General features: G+C 64.4%; 12 protein-coding genes and 3 pseudogenes. 4 read left to right on the top strand and 11 right to left on the bottom strand.

Annotated features, from left to right (window positions below):
* Nucleotides 1–110: 110 nt before the first annotated feature.
* Genes WBB07_RS09015 through WBB07_RS08980 form a run of 8 tightly spaced genes read right to left on the bottom strand, consistent with a single transcriptional unit; the run spans nucleotide 111 to nucleotide 7,943 of the window.
* Nucleotides 111–1,175: a PucR family transcriptional regulator gene (locus WBB07_RS09015; RefSeq protein ID WP_526306797.1), complete on the bottom strand. Its 1,065-nt coding sequence runs from the start codon at nucleotides 1,173–1,175 to the stop codon at nucleotides 111–113.
* Nucleotides 1,176–1,199: 24 nt separating this feature from the next.
* Nucleotides 1,200–2,168 carry a PDR/VanB family oxidoreductase gene (locus tag WBB07_RS09010; protein ID WP_526306795.1) on the bottom strand — a complete coding sequence of 323 codons (969 nt, stop codon included), beginning with the start codon at nucleotides 2,166–2,168 and terminating at the stop codon, nucleotides 1,200–1,202.
* Nucleotides 2,169–2,203: 35 nt separating this feature from the next.
* Complete coding sequence (locus tag WBB07_RS09005; RefSeq protein ID WP_526306793.1) at nucleotides 2,204–3,244, bottom strand: Rieske 2Fe-2S domain-containing protein; 1,041 nt, start codon at nucleotides 3,242–3,244, stop codon at nucleotides 2,204–2,206.
* A 2-nt stretch (nucleotides 3,245–3,246) separates the two neighbouring features.
* On the bottom strand, nucleotides 3,247–4,146 hold the full coding sequence (locus WBB07_RS09000) for a polysaccharide deacetylase family protein (RefSeq protein ID WP_526306791.1): 900 nt from the start codon (nucleotides 4,144–4,146) through the stop codon (nucleotides 3,247–3,249).
* On the bottom strand, nucleotides 4,143–5,099 hold the full coding sequence (speB, locus tag WBB07_RS08995; RefSeq protein WP_526306789.1) for an agmatinase: 957 nt from the start codon (nucleotides 5,097–5,099) through the stop codon (nucleotides 4,143–4,145). The genes WBB07_RS09000 and speB overlap by 4 nt, the downstream gene beginning before the upstream one ends.
* Before the next feature lie 13 nt (nucleotides 5,100–5,112).
* Nucleotides 5,113–5,829 (bottom strand): SDR family NAD(P)-dependent oxidoreductase, encoded by a 717-nt coding sequence (locus WBB07_RS08990; protein WP_526306787.1) that lies wholly within the window; start codon nucleotides 5,827–5,829, stop codon nucleotides 5,113–5,115.
* Nucleotides 5,830–5,835: 6 nt separating this feature from the next.
* Nucleotides 5,836–6,531, bottom strand: coding sequence for an SDR family NAD(P)-dependent oxidoreductase (locus WBB07_RS08985; protein ID WP_526306785.1), 696 nt, complete (start codon nucleotides 6,529–6,531; stop codon nucleotides 5,836–5,838).
* Entirely contained in the window at nucleotides 6,528–7,943 is a 1,416-nt protein-coding gene (locus WBB07_RS08980) for an amino acid permease (RefSeq protein ID WP_526306783.1), read from the bottom strand. Before WBB07_RS08980 ends, WBB07_RS08985 begins: the two co-directional genes overlap by 4 nt.
* 219 nt (nucleotides 7,944–8,162) lie before the next feature.
* Here WBB07_RS08980 and WBB07_RS08975 point away from each other — a divergent pair, with 219 nt between their 5' ends.
* A complete protein-coding gene (locus WBB07_RS08975; RefSeq protein WP_526306781.1) occupies nucleotides 8,163–9,284 on the top strand; it encodes a polyprenyl synthetase family protein in 1,122 nt (373 codons plus the stop codon).
* A gap of 239 nt (nucleotides 9,285–9,523) precedes the next feature.
* Here WBB07_RS08975 and WBB07_RS08970 read toward each other — a convergent pair.
* Nucleotides 9,524–9,622 (bottom strand): annotated as a pseudogene (locus WBB07_RS08970) (hypothetical protein); the annotation flags it as partial.
* Here WBB07_RS08970 and WBB07_RS08965 point away from each other — a divergent pair.
* Nucleotides 9,594–9,770, top strand: a pseudogene (locus tag WBB07_RS08965) (HNH endonuclease); the annotation flags it as partial. The pseudogenes WBB07_RS08970 and WBB07_RS08965 overlap by 29 nt on opposite strands.
* 17 nt (nucleotides 9,771–9,787) lie before the next feature.
* Here WBB07_RS08965 and WBB07_RS08960 read toward each other — a convergent pair.
* A pseudogene (locus WBB07_RS08960) lies at nucleotides 9,788–9,982 on the bottom strand (transposase domain-containing protein); the annotation flags it as partial.
* Between the two features lie 384 nt (nucleotides 9,983–10,366).
* Here WBB07_RS08960 and WBB07_RS08955 point away from each other — a divergent pair.
* Together WBB07_RS08955 and WBB07_RS08950 are read left to right on the top strand one after the other, a co-directional pair.
* Nucleotides 10,367–10,822, top strand: coding sequence for a MarR family winged helix-turn-helix transcriptional regulator (locus WBB07_RS08955; protein ID WP_526306779.1), 456 nt, complete (start codon nucleotides 10,367–10,369; stop codon nucleotides 10,820–10,822).
* Between the two features lie 3 nt (nucleotides 10,823–10,825).
* A complete protein-coding gene (locus tag WBB07_RS08950; protein ID WP_526306777.1) occupies nucleotides 10,826–11,641 on the top strand; it encodes an NAD-dependent epimerase/dehydratase family protein in 816 nt (271 codons plus the stop codon).
* Here the strand turns inward: WBB07_RS08950 and WBB07_RS08945 are convergent.
* Nucleotides 11,590–12,720: DUF222 domain-containing protein (locus WBB07_RS08945; protein WP_526306775.1), on the bottom strand; the 1,131-nt coding region annotated here is incomplete at its 5' end. The two genes, WBB07_RS08950 and WBB07_RS08945, sit on opposite strands and share 52 nt — an antisense overlap.

The following is a 12,720-nucleotide window of genomic DNA, read 5'->3' as shown; positions in this document are numbered from 1 at the left end:
CAAACCCACCCACGTCCTACACATGTGCAGCCCGATCCGACTCGTACTTCCACTGCGTACACATGTAGCGCTCGTCCTGAACAGTTGGGCAGCTCAGTTCTTGGTGTTAGTTACAGATAACCAAGTAGGGTGTTCACGTGGACGTAGAGCCGCGCCGCGGCGGTCGAGATGTCGTCATCGGGCGACAAGAACGCTTGAAGCGAACTTGTCAGCTGGGTGTTGTTGTTCTTGTCGTGATCGACCAGCGGGACCAGCAGCCGGTGGACAAACGGCACCAGCCGTACCTTGGGCACGGCCGCCAGTAGACCCTCCAACGAGGCGGTCTCATCGATGCGGACCGCACGCTGGTAGCGCAGCCCCTCCTGGAGCGCCTCGAGTGCCTCGGGGATCGCGTGCGCCATGGCGGGTGCGTCTTGGGCGATGGCAACGCCGCACACCAATTCCGACTGCGTCAGGGCTGCACCGAACTCGGCAGTGTGCGCGCAGAGCCCGATGATGCGGTCCTCCATCACGGCGATCGCCCCGGTGCGACCGTCGATCAGGCGGTGCACCTCGGCGTGCCTGTCGACGGGAAAGGCGCAGACGGCCACCGGCACACCTGCGAGGCCCCGCAACGCTAGCTCGTGCTCGACGGGCCCGGCGCCCAGGGTCCCGGCCACGAACCAGCGCAACATCGAACCCAATTCGTGTTCCCGCGAGTCGGTGGTCCGGTGTGCGGCACGTTGGTCGTCCACCCAGTCGACAATGCGCCGGAAGGGCACCGTGGCACGCTGGGTCAGCAACGGCAGATCGTGGGCCCGGCAGGCTGCCAGCAGCGGTTCCGGGGGCCGCGCGAACAGGTCACCGAGACCGACCAACAGTGCGGACACCTGGTGACGTTTGAGGTTCTGCACGTATTGCTCGATCACCGCGGTGGGCTGGCCCGCTACCGGTACCCCGACGCTGAGGATCAGCTCCTCGCCATGCAGATATGGGGACGGGTCGGCGAGTTCGGTGGGGTAGACGTACCGGATCGAACGCCGGGTGTCGACGGGTTCGGTCAACACCTCGACATGCAGCGTCGGTTCGGCGAGCAGTTCGCCGAGGCTTACCGTGCCGTCATGCGGCACCGAGCCCGATAGATCTGCCCCGGGGCGGGTGCTCACCTGCTCGGTGATCTTGTTGTTGGTGGTCATAGGTTTTCAGCGGTGGTCTGGCGCTCATAGATCCAGTGTCAGTTTAGTGCCACCCTCTGAGCGCGAGACACAGATCATCATCGAGGTGTTCGACGCATGCTCATCCGCGGTCAACAGGTCGTCGCGGTGGCTCACCCGGCCGGCAAGCACCTTTGTCTCGCAGGTTCCGCAGAATCCGGCGGTGCATGAATACGGTGCGTCCGGAACCACCTCCAGAACGGCGTCCAGCACCGATTGGCCGGCACTCACCGTCACTGTGGTGCCGGTGCGCGCCAGCTCGACCTCGAACGACTCGTCGTCACCACCGGAGGTCTCGGGCGCCGCCGCGCTGAACCTTTCGAAATGCACCGTCAATTCCGGGAATCCGGTGCTGATCTCCTGGACGGCCGCCAGCATCGCGGGCGGCCCGCAACAGTAGACGCGGGTGCCGGGCGGACTGACGGCCATCGCGGCGGCGATGTCGACTGGACCGGCCTCGTCGTGCGCCACCAACTGGACCGCCTCGCTGCCGCCGGCTCCGTCAGCGACAGAGCCGGCCGTCAAGATTCGATCGGTGAATGCCATGGCCGTGCGGGTGCGCGCTCCGTACCTCAGCTGGTAGCTGTGGTTTCCGGCCGCGCGCAGCGCATCGATCATGGCCAGAATCGGCGTGATCCCGATACCACCTGCCAGGAACAGATAGTGCGGCGCCGGTTCCAGCACGAAGTTGTTTCGCGGCTCACCGGTTTCGAGCAATTCGCCGATGCGCAGTCGCTCGTGGATCTCCCGGGAGCCGCCGCGGCCATCACCGACCTTGAGGACCGCGACGGTGTAGCTGTCGCGGTCCTCCCTCTGCCCGCACAGCGAGTATTGCCGGATCCGGCCGCTGGGCAGGGTCAGCGACAGATGCGCGCCGGGTTCCCACGGGGGGAGCCGGTTGCCGTCGGGGTCGCGCAGTGTCACTGAGATGATCTGGTCAGCCTCCAGCCGGAGCGCGACGACTTGTAGTTTCATGTGCTTCCGTTGGAGTCAGGCCCCTGCTGGCGGGATCAGGTGTGGACGCGGCCGTTTTCGGTGTGTTCCGGGGCTCGCGCCGCGGTGATGGCCTGCACTGCGTGCTGTGTCGCCCGTCGGTAGTTGAGCGTATAGACGTCGGCAGGAGCCGAAACCTCGAACGCCTGGCCGGCCAGCGGGACTTCCTTGGGATCGAGGCCTTCCAAGATCGGTGTGTCCTCGTTGAACACCTTGGTCTCGATCGCGAGGATCTCGTCGACGGTGCCACCGCGGAAATCGCGGTCCGTGGCCACCCCCCAGAAGATGATGCACTTGTCGTAACTGACCGGAGACGGGAAGTCCACCAGATACCGCTTGCCGATCTCCGGCCCGAAATCGTAGAGGATGGTCGCGATGCCGGGTGCATACGAGTGGTAATGCATCCAGGAGTCGCCGATGTCGGAGAAATCGGAATCTTCCACCTGGCCGTAGAAATACGACGCGCGGACTTCGCGGCCGTCCCGTTCGACCTGGAGATCGCCGACCACGGGTTCCACCGCACCCATCGATGGCTCGTGCACAAACGGGAAATGCGCCATGTCCCGGAAGTTCTCGGTGGCGGCCATGAAGCCACAGTCGGCGTGAATCGGTTCTGCTGCGCGCCATTCCAGTTCCAGATCCGCGATCTCCGGGGGATGCGGCAGGTCGAAGACCGGGTCACCCAGGCAGGTCCACACGTGCTCGAACCGCTCGATCACCGGATATGACTTGACGGCGGCCTTCGGCGGGATCCGGCCACCCTCCTGCAGTGACGGGATGGTGGTGCAGCCGCCGGTGCTGCCATCGAACTTCCAACCGTGGTAGGGACATTCGATGCTGTCGCCGACAACTTTGCCGTTACCGAGGTTGCCGCCGCGGTGAATGCAACGACGGTCGAGGACCCGGGCGGCGCCGGTCGAGTCCCGGAACACCACCAGCTTCTGGTCGAGTAGCTGCGCCTTCTGCGGGGTGTCGATGTCCTGCGAACGGGCCACGACGAACCACACGTGCTGATAGGCCTCGCGAAGCTTGTCGGGCGTGAACGCATCGTTAGACATAATCAATTCTCCTTGGTCGGGACTGGGCTGAATTCCGGGCGATCGAAGACTCGTGGGGTGAGTTTCTGGGCACGCACGTGGGCGGCGATTTCCGACATTCCGGCGATCCACACATCATCCATGGCAGCCACCTCGGCGATGAAATCGCGCAGCGCTGCTGCGCGGCCCGGCCTGCCGCTCAGGAACGGGTGGTTGGTGAGGACCCAGGCTCCACCGATGGCACGCATGGCGTCCAGTTCGGCACGCCACAGCTCGATGGCCTTGGCCGGTGTCTCGATCAGGCCGGTACCGGAGAAGTCCGGCACAAAGCAGTACTGCTGCCAGTCATCGAGTGCCCAACTGACCGGAATCTCCACCAGGGAGCCCGAATCCTCGACCGCGAGTTCGTAGGGGTGATCGGAATCCATCAACGTCGAGTCGTAGTCGAAGCCGAACTCCGCCAGAAGCTTGGGGGTATGCCAGTTCATCTCCCACATCGGTGCGCGATACCCGGTCGGGCGAACTCCGGCAACCTCCTGGAGCGCGTCGATACCGCGTTGTAGGATTTCTCGCTCGGTCGCTTCGTTGACGCCTACCAATGACTCGTGCAGATAACCGTGATGGGCTATCTCGTGTCCGGCCTCGACAAGGGAGCGGATGGGCCGAGGATGGCGATGCGCGGTGTATCCGGGGACAAAAAACGTCCCGGGAATCTTGAACTCGTCGAGTATGCCCAGCAGTCGGGGGATGCCCACCAGCGGGCCGTAGGCCTGGTGGGACATGGCGCCCATCCGATCGGCGAATGCCGGGTCGGTGGTCAGCAACGGCGATTCGGCGTCGACGTCGAACGTGAACGCCACCGCACACTTCTTGCCGTCGGGCCAGGTGACGGGGCCCGCGGGGATCAGCTCGGTCACACTCATGCCTTTCTGCCGAACACGGACAGCAATTCCCAGGTGACATTCGCCGCTGCCACCGCGGTGATCTCGGCGTGGTCGTACGCCGGTGACACCTCGACGACGTCGGCGGCGACCAGGTTGACGTTGTCGAGACCGCGCATCACCTCGAGCAGTTCCCGGCTCGACATACCCCCGGCCTCGGGTGTCCCGGTGCCGGGTGCGTGGGCCGGGTCCAGCACGTCGATGTCGACGGACACGTAAACAGGCGCGTCACCCACTCGCTCCTTGATCTGCTCGACGATGCCCTCCGAGCCGATCTTACTGATGTCCTGGCAGGTGATGATCGAGAAGCCGAACCCGGCGTCTTCCACCAAATCCTGTTTGTCATAGATCGATCCACGCACTCCGACGTGAATGTTGTTGTCGCGCAGAAGTCCTTCTTCGAATGCGCGCCGGAACGGTGAGCCGTGGGTGACGTCGGCGCCGTAGAGGCCTTCCCAGGTGTCCAGGTGTGCGTCGAAGTGCACCAATGCCATTGGGCCGTGCACCGAATGCGCCGCCCGCAACGAGGGGAGCGCCACCGAGTGGTCACCCCCGAGGACGACGGCGCGGGACCCGCGGGCGAGCAGCGTGGTCAGTTCCGCCGTGATCTGGTCCACCGCTTCGGTGATGTCGAACGGATTGCACGAGATGTCGCCGGCGTCGGCGAACTGGCAGACTTCGAACGGTTTGATGTCCAGGGCCGGGTTGTATCCGCGGATCAGGCGGGATCCTTGCCGGACGGCGTTGGGGCCGAAACGGGCTCCGGGCCGGTAGGTGACCGCGCTGTCGAACGGCACGCCGACCACCAGCACGTCGGCATGTGGCACATCCTCCAGCCGCGGTAGCCGCGCGAACGTGGTCCACCCCGCATAACGCGGTTGCACGGTGGGATCGACCGCCCCGACGATGGGGCGAGATTCATTGCCTGTACTCACTGTTGGTCCTTTCCTAGACGCGGTTGCGGGACAACCCGCCGTCTACGTTCACGATTTGGCCGACAGCCGCCCCGAGGCGGTGTTGGGCCAGGATGCCGATGATGCGAGCCACCTGATCGACGGAGCCGGTGGCACCGCCGGGTGGCAGCGGGGCATTGGTGGCTGCGTCGCAGATCGACCATTCCGAGTTCACGGCCCCCACGGCGACGGCATTCACCCCCACCCCGAACTGACCGAAATCTCTGGTGAGTGTTTTCGCCAGCGCGACGATGCCGCCTGCGGCGGTGGCGACTGCGGACAGATTCGGCCCCCCGACATGCCATTTGGATGTGGTGAGCACGATGCGTCCACCGGAGCCGGCGGCACGCATCACCTCGGCCGCCGCTTGCGCGTAGTAGAAGCTGCCGGAGAGCGTGGTGTCGACGTGGCGCCAGAAATCTTCCATCGTCTGCTCGCCGAACGGATACACCACCGGTAACCCGTGGGCAACCACCAGCGTGTCCAGCCCGCCGAGAGCGGCTGCGGCGTCCCGGACCGCGGTGCGGATCTGTTCGGCGTCACCGGGATCCGCGTAGACGTTCTGCGGTGTCGCGCCGGATGCCACGGATTCGAGGCGATGCGCCTGTGAACCGATGGTGACGGCCCCGGCGTTGTCGAAATGAGCCCGGACCGCGGCGCCGAGGTCGGTGTCGGTGCCGGTCACCAGGACTCGTGGATTCGAAGATGTCATGGCTGCTCAGATCACCGTTCCGCTGTTGACCGACAACACTTCTCCGCAGAGGAACAGGTCCTCCTCGAGGAGCGCCCGGGTCAGTTCGGCGACCTCCGCGGTGGACGCGATTCGTCCTGCCGGCAGTTTCTGGACAAACTCTTCGGCACGCTCCCATGAATCGGCCGGCAGCAGCGGGGTATCACACGGTCCCGGAGCGACCGCGTTGACCAACACCCCATCGGCAGCGACTTCGACCGCCACACTGCGCATCAGGCTCAGGGCAGCGCCCTTGGCGGAGGCGTAGTGAGCATCGTTGTCGCCACCGCCGATGGCCCGCTCCGAGGCGATGCCGACGATCCGGCCCGCCCCCCGGCTGCGCATCCCCGGCAGGACCGCTCGTACCACGTGGGCGAATCCGCCGACGTGAACCCGCAACATCCGGGTCCAAGACTGTTCGTCGATGTCGAGCGCCGGTGTTTCGTTGTAGTGGCCGGCACAGATCACTGCCGCATCGATGCGCCCGTAGGTGTCCAAGACTCGCGACACTGCCTCGTCGACCGCCGTTTCATCGGCCACGTCGGCGGTGATCCACAGATCGGTGAGCGGTGCCGGTTCCCGCGAGATCGAGGCCACCATCCACCCGCGCTGCTTGAGCAACTCAGCGACGGCGGCTCCGATGCCGCTGCCGGCACCGGTGACAACAGCTACCGGCGCGCTCATGCGGGTTCCCTGATCTGCTCGGCCTCGTCGATCGGGGGATCGATCCGGGGTTTGGACAGCCGAGAGCGCAGGATCAGGGCGCCGAGTGCGAGGATCGCGCCCATCGCCACGAAGAAGGCCCAGTTGATGTACCAGGGCTCGGTGGGCTGGCGCGGCCAGATGATGTTGATGAACGCAAAGCCCGCCCACAGCACCGCGATCGTGGCCACCAGGGTGCTGAACCGGCCGAGGTTCCACGGTCCGGGTTCCCAGGTGCCGCGCAATCGCGAGATCAGGCCGGTGACCAGCGGGAACAGGAATGCCAGGTAGTACCCGCCGGCGGTGAAGGTGACCAGGACGGAATACACATCGGTGGTGGAGATCAGGAAGACCAGCGCGCCGATCACCGTGGTCACCAGAATCGCGGGCACCGGTTGCGCCTCGGCCTTGGACAGCCGCACCAAGACCTTGGAGCCGGGCAATGCATGGTCGCGGGCATAGGACCAGATCACCCGGGATCCGGTGGCCTGCAGTGCCAGGAAGCTGGCCAGGAAGCCGATCACGAACAGGAACAGAATCGGTTTGACGGCTGCGCTGCCGAGTGCGCTCTCGAGCACGTAGTAGACGGGATCGGCGACTTCGCCGGAGGTGATGACGTCGAAGTCGGGTACGGCCAGGGCGACTGCGAGCGACGCGTAGGCGATCACGATTGCGATGAAGCCGACGGCGAACAGCATGGCCCTGGGGACGTTGCGTTGCGGGTCCTTGACCTCTTCGGCGATGGCGCCGGCGCTCTCGAAGCCCAGGATCGACCATGCGGTGAAGGCCAGAGCGGCCAGGAACGGACCGGACATGTAGGCCCAGGACCATCCGGTGGCGAGGTCAGGGCCGTGCAGCACGGCATCGAATCCCTGATGACGGTGGAAGATCAGCAGATACGTGCTGAGCCCGACAGAGGCGACGATCTCGGCGATGATGCTGCCGACCATCAGCACCTTGAGGAAGGTGCGGCCCAGGATGTTGACGACGGTGCCAGCCAGGAGAATTCCCAGGGCGATGGCGCTCTGCTGGGTGGCGGTGGGTTCGGAGATGCCGAACAGATGCGCCAGGAACCCAGCGCCGCCGTAGGCGACGGTGGCCATGATGATGACCAGCGCCCACATGTAGACCCACCCGGCGAACCAGCCGGCGACATTGCCGGCCAGCTTCTTGGTCCACTGGTAGATCGAGCCCTCCATCGGCCAGCGTGACACGAACTCGGCGAACGCCAGCGCGACGAAGAACTGGCCGACGCCCACTATCAGGAACGTCCACCAGAAGCCCGGGCCGGCTGTCGAGATCGACAGGCCATAGATGCCGTACATCGCCACGATCGGCGAAATGAAGGCGAATGCAAACGCGAATGCCGACCACAGTGAGAATTCGCGTTTCAATTCGGTTGGTGCTGAGTGTGTTTCACTTCCGGACACGAACTGCCCTTCCTTTCGCCACCCCTGGGACACCGAGTATGGGCAGTGTGACCGGTGTCTCGCACGCTCAATCGGACAATGCAGGTGCTTCACACAGCGGGGCCGTGGCGGACTGTAGGGGCCTACAACGATGGCTGCGCCCGGCGGCGGGCCGGGAGCGCTCGCCCTACACTCGGCCCTCGGGTGAGCTGGACGAGGAGTGAGGATCTGACCGGAGTGGACGATGAGCAGGCGGCGTTTCTGGGAGCGGTGGATGCTGCACTCCATGGCGCGGTGGCTGAGGGCATTTCGGATCGCCTGACGGTCATCGACCAGGGGTTGATCCCATTCGCCGAGCTGGCGTTGTCCGCGGCGACCGTCGGCGGTAAGCGGTTACGGCCGCGGTTCGCCTACTGGGCGTGGCGGTCAGCGGCGGGGGATACCGAACCGACAGTCCAGATCGTTTCTCTCGGGGCAGCGTTGGAGCTGTTGCACGCGGCCATCCTGGTGCACGACGACATCATCGACAGATCTGTTCTTCGCCGGGGCAGACCGTCGGTCCGGGCGGGGCTGGCGGCGGGACATCGTGCGACCGGCTGGACCGGATCGGCGGACGATTTCGGAGATCACACCGCTCTGCTGATCGGTGATCTGTTGTGGGGCGTGGCGCACGACCTGTTCGACACGGCGGTCGATGGGCTGGATCCGGGGCAGCGGCGGCTGATTTTCGGTGCGTTCCGCGGCATGCGTGCGGAAGTGATCTCGGGTCAGTTGCTCGAGCTGCGCGCGCAGGCCGCCGGCGATTTTTCGACCAGTGCGGCAGAGAAGATCCTGCAGTACAAGACGAGTGTCTACACAGTGGAACGTCCGATGGAACTCGGACTGCGAGTCGGCGGTGCGACGCGATCGACGGTGTTGGAGCGGTTCGCTCGCGCGACGGGCCAGGCCTTCCAGTTGCGTGATGATCTGTCCGACCTGTTCGCGGCTCCGATGAACAGCGGCAAGCGTGTCGGTGACGACATCCGGTCGGCCAAACCGACCGAGCTGCTGGGTAGTGCGCTTCGACTGGCAGGTGCGGCCGACCGCGCGACGCTGATCGGCATCGTCGGTGACCCGGATGCTTCGGCGGACGAGATCGACACTGTCAAAACGGTATTCGTCGAATCGGGAGCGGTAGCCGCGATCACCGCGCGGATCGGAGTGCTGGTGGCTGAGGCGCGCCGGGCGCTGGCGGAGCTTCGAGACGATACGGTCGGCGCTGCGGTGCGGTCGGCGCTGGAGGATTTGTTGCAGGAATGCACGGAGCTGTCCTTCATGGCTCCGTGACCTCGCGAGCAAACCAGTTCTTTGGAACCAGTGTTCTGAGTCGGTGGCAGTAGTCCTGGTCCTAGCGAGATTTGGTCGGCGGTCTTGGTGCAGACGTAGGGCCGGGGTTGGTGTTCCTGGTGTGGATCCTGTTGCGGTGTCGGTGATTGAGTTTCCGGACCCTGGTGTGGGTGCCGTGGCGCCGTTTCTTGGTGGCCGGCACCGGGAACCAACGCTCGACGAGAGTAAGTCAGGATCAGCTAGTCAGCTGGTGGTGGTTGTGGTTGGAAGGGTTGGTACCACCACCAGTTGGCGCGTTCGCCGGTGGGGCCGGGGCATGGTGGGACATCGGGTGGGGGGCAGTTTACCGACCTGTCGAATCTGGTGCTGGTGTGCCCGTTCCACCACCGCCTGTATCACCGCGGTCTCATCAGCCTCACCGGACCCGCCGAACACCTGCTCGTCTCCGACGCGTCGGGCCGAAAGCTTGAATCCAGGTCCTTGGCCTGACACCCCCGACCACACCCGACGAGCTTACGCATCACCTCTTCGTAGGCATCGTCGAAAAACAGCGCCGTCGCCAACACGAAATACACGACCACCTGCGCCGGCGGTACCCGGCGACGACGTTCGACGCGGCCGGTGTCGGCCAGGACCTCATCGATGAGATCACGGTGCACCAGCCGGGTCAGCGCGCCCAGGCCGATCCGGTCGGTCAACCGGCCACCACAGTCGGACTCACCACCGGGGTCATTGTCGGTCGCAGGTGCTAATGATACGTGAAATACGTTGCTATACAACGACTCTAGAAGCCAATCTGGGCGTCGAAAATGGCGCCGCCACCACTTCACCTTCCCTCGATCGACCCACTCCGCGCGAATCAGATACCCATCACCGCAACCGCTTTCAAACCCGCAATCCGCTGACCTGCAGCAATGCCTAAGTTGACGGCAGGTTCAAACCCGGGGTGCTTCACTGATTAGGGCCAAACGTTGGCGCGACACATCCAGCATAGAGGGCCAAAACGCAGCCTGACGGCGAGCTTGGCAAGGAGTTCACATTCCGGGCTTGACGGTTTGTCTGCTACCTAACATTATTGTTAGGTGGCAGACAAACGGGTCTCCGAGCAGGATGCGTCGGTGGGTGCGTGGGCGAAGCGCTGTTATCTGGCCGCGCGTATGGCGATGGAGGGCGTGCTGCGGCCGTACGGGCTCGGCGCCACCCAGTGGTACGTGCTGTATCAGCTTGCCCACAACGGGCCGACTATGCAGCGTGAACTACAGCGGATCCTGCAGGTTGAGCGCGCCACATTAAGCGCTGTAGTGGGGGCCTTGACACGCAAGGGGCTTGTGGAGCAGGTGGTCGATCGGGTCGATCAGCGGCAGAAGCAACTCCGGCTGACCAGGGAGGGAACGCGGCTGTGGGGTGAGCTACCTGATCTCAGCCGCATCAGCACAGTGGCGTTCGACGGTATCGATGCCGCCGATATCGCCACCACGGCGCGAGTTCTGCGCATCGCCACAGAACGCCTTGAAAATCTCACACATGAGAAGGAGTGACGAATGACTGTCTTGATTACCGGAGCGACCGGTCTGGTTGGGGCTCGCCTGGTTCCTCGTTTGGTGGCTGCTGGAGTCGATTGCCGCGCTCTTGTCAGGGCCGGCAAGGAGATTCCTGCCGGAACTACGGCCGTCCAGGGCGACCTGTTAGATCCCGGTTCGCTTGCGGAGGCGCTGGAGGATGTGTCGGCGATCATCCATCTGGCTGCGGTGTTCCGCACTGCCGACACCGACTTGATCTGGAAAGCCAATGTCGAGGGCACGCGCAACTTGATCGCTGCGGCGCAAGCCTACGCACCGGAGGCGCGGTTCGTCATGGCGAGCACAGGGCTCGTCTACAACATCGACAGTCCGCATCCGGGTCGCGAAAGCGACTTGGCCGCACCAACGCTGGACTATCCGGCTAGCAAGCTTGCGGCGGAGAATGAGCTTCGCAACAGCGGGCTGAACTGGTCGATCCAGCGATTCGGGTTTGTCTATGGCGATCAGGACGGGCATCTGGAGTCGCTTCCCGCGCTGGCTGTAAACGCCAATTTTCAACCTGCACAACGAATGAGCATGATCCATCATCGCGACATCGCTACCGCGATGATGCTCGCGTTGAGCGGCGCGATGGATGGGCGTGTAGTCAATATCGCCGACGATGCGCCAACTTCGATCTATGAGCTGATTGCACTCGCTGGTGGAGAAATGGCGTCGTCTTCGAGCCCTCTGGCAAATCCGTGGTACATACACATGGATGGTTCGCTGGCTCGCCAGCTCGGATTTCAACCGACCGTGCGGACGGTGTACCAAGCCGTCCAGGAACACCTGATGTGACAGGGTGCGCCGTACGTTTGAACGGTGCTGAGGTTCGCCAGACCGGACCTCCGACAAACCGGCACAGGATTCGATAATTCGGTGGGGCCGCCGTTTTCCCAGTGTTGCAGGTGGTGAGCATGCAACCCGCGGGTAGCGCTGCAGCCGGGGACCACACAGCAGCGATCCCGATTCTCGAGGGCGCGGCGGAGTCGACGGCTGATGGTGCGGGTTTCCCGCCCGGCCCCGATGGGTTGGCCGGCCCGTTCGAACCACACCTCGCGGGTGGCATCACAGGTCAAATACTGCCGGTCCTCGTCGGTGAGCACGGGACCCAGATGCAAGGCCCCGATCCGTTTCTCGACATCAAGATGCACGACGATGGTGGTGCGCTGCCCATGAGGTCGAGCAGCCACATCGGTGTCCCAGCCCGCGTGGATGAGACTGATGAACCCGTCCACCGGGTTCGGGAACGGTGGGGTGGTCTCAGACGGCCCGTCAGGATGGTTGCGTTTCCACTCGGCCACAACTGCGTCCTGGTGGGAGGCCAGGGCGGCGTCGAAGGTGGCCGCTTCATCGTGGGGCAAAGTGATGTGCCAGGTCGTGGAATCCTCGTCACAGGTCTTACTGATCGACCGCGCCGGTTCCAGACGAGGTTCAGGTTGCGATTGCGGTTGCGGTTGCGGACCAGGTTGAGGCTCAGCTGCAGGGTCGGCGTCGGGTCCGGGTCCGGGTTCAGCTGCAGGGTCGGGTTCGGCGTCTGGTTGGGGTTGGGGTTTCGGTTCCATTTTGAGGGCGGTGCGTAGTTGGTTGACGGTGGCACTGACCGCCAGTTCGGCGTAGTGGGCGTCAGAGCCGGTCGCGGCGTGTTCGGCGATGACACCAACCTGATCCAGCGACACCCGACCTTCCCGCATGCCGGCCGTACAGCGGGGGAACTCCTCGCGCCGCTGCGCCACAGCGGTCAGTGTTTTGGCGTGGGCGGGAGACACCCCGAGCTTCCAGGCCACCAACCCCGCCACCGTCCGGGCTCCGGTGCCACCCCACAGTCCATCGCGGTCGATTTCGGCGATGATGTCCACGATCTGACCGTCGAGCGC

Source organism: Mycobacterium sp. (genome assembly GCF_049647605.1).
Classification (GTDB): Bacteria; Actinomycetota; Actinomycetes; order Mycobacteriales; family Mycobacteriaceae; genus Mycobacterium.
Note: the sequence above shows the minus strand (reverse complement) of the source record. Positions and strands in the feature narration are given on the sequence as shown.

What these genes read in the sequence shown, in the direction of transcription:
- WBB07_RS09015 (WP_526306797.1), bottom strand. Translation starts at nt 1,175, where the DNA reads ATGACCACCAACAACAAGATCACCGAGCAGGTGAGCACCCGCCCCGGG.
- WBB07_RS09010 (WP_526306795.1), bottom strand. Translation starts at nt 2,168, where the DNA reads ATGAAACTACAAGTCGTCGCGCTCCGGCTGGAGGCTGACCAGATCATC.
- WBB07_RS09005 (WP_526306793.1), bottom strand. Translation starts at nt 3,244, where the DNA reads ATGTCTAACGATGCGTTCACGCCCGACAAGCTTCGCGAGGCCTATCAG.
- WBB07_RS09000 (WP_526306791.1), bottom strand. Translation starts at nt 4,146, where the DNA reads ATGAGTGTGACCGAGCTGATCCCCGCGGGCCCCGTCACCTGGCCCGAC.
- WBB07_RS08990 (WP_526306787.1), bottom strand. Translation starts at nt 5,829, where the DNA reads ATGACATCTTCGAATCCACGAGTCCTGGTGACCGGCACCGACACCGAC.
- WBB07_RS08985 (WP_526306785.1), bottom strand. Translation starts at nt 6,531, where the DNA reads ATGAGCGCGCCGGTAGCTGTTGTCACCGGTGCCGGCAGCGGCATCGGA.
- WBB07_RS08950 (WP_526306777.1), top strand. Translation starts at nt 10,826, where the DNA reads ATGACTGTCTTGATTACCGGAGCGACCGGTCTGGTTGGGGCTCGCCTG.